Annotated in this window: 1 protein-coding gene; it reads right to left on the reverse strand. The window is 46.2% G+C overall.

Going from position 1 to position 606, the window contains the following annotated elements:
• Positions 1-521: transglycosylase SLT domain-containing protein (locus R7Q11_RS27645; protein WP_225467167.1), on the reverse strand; the 521-nt coding region annotated here is incomplete at its 3' end.
• Positions 522-606: the final 85 nt, after the last annotated feature.

Genomic DNA, 606 nt, shown 5'->3' on the forward strand with positions numbered 1-606 from the left:
TACCAGTAGTTTTGTTCAAGCCCCATCATTTTCCCAGTGCCTGGCACAAACTGCCACAAACCTGCTGCGCTACCGTGCGAGTAGGCGAAAGCGTCAAATGAGCTTTCCACAACCGGTAGAAGAGCAAGCTCCATTGGCAATCCACGTTCTTCGATACGTTGCGTGATCATGTAAAGAAATGGCGCTGCACGTTTAGATACCGTGTACAGGTGGTTTGGGTGTTTCAAATACCACGTACGGTAATAATCCACTTTCTTGTTGTTTGGGATGTCCATTTCAAGCTGCATAGCAATACGTTGCCACACATCTTCTTGTTCCTGAGGGGAGAGAACTTTTGGCGTATCCTTGGCAGAATCTTTCGCCAAAGATTGTTTGTTTTTAGATTTAGTCTTAGTGGCATTCTGTTTAGCAGTTTGCTCTGACTTGTTGGTTTCTGGAGTTGGAGTGGTGGACGAATTTGGCTGAGTCAATTGACAGCCAGATAATAACAACACCAACGCCCAGCTATACTTCAAACGCATGGGTTCAGCCTATTTAGGGCCTTTTTATCTTCTCCTGCCTGTCGCGCAGCCTAAGTTGCGTGGCAGTCGTGAGATAATAGACATC

The sequence above is a fragment of the Vibrio sp. 970 genome (genome assembly GCF_033339075.1).